The following is a 227-nucleotide window of genomic DNA, read 5'->3' on the forward strand; positions in this document are numbered from 1 at the left end:
AGCATGGGGAAGTCGCGGTCGGGCAGGCAGTCGCCGTACCAGGAGGACTTCAGGGCGCCGCCGCGGCCGAAGACGTCGAGGAGGGGCAGTTCGAGCTTCATCTCCGGAGTGGGGACACCGACGAGAACGACCGTCCCGGCCAGATCACGGGCGTAGAAGGCCTGCTTGTACGTCTCCGGGCGGCCGACCGCCTCGATGACGACGTCGGCGCCGAAGCCACCGGTCAG

1 protein-coding gene is annotated in these 227 nt (G+C 69.2%); it reads right to left on the bottom strand.

All coding sequences use genetic code 11. The features are described from left to right. On the bottom strand, window positions 1-227 hold a 227-nt coding region (locus tag PUR53_RS16280), incomplete at both ends, for a zinc-binding dehydrogenase (RefSeq protein ID WP_329908690.1).

Origin of the sequence: Streptomyces sp. SP18BB07 (assembly GCF_036322545.1) — a bacterium.
In the GTDB taxonomy this organism is placed as follows: Bacteria; Actinomycetota; Actinomycetes; order Streptomycetales; family Streptomycetaceae; genus Streptomyces; species Streptomyces deccanensis.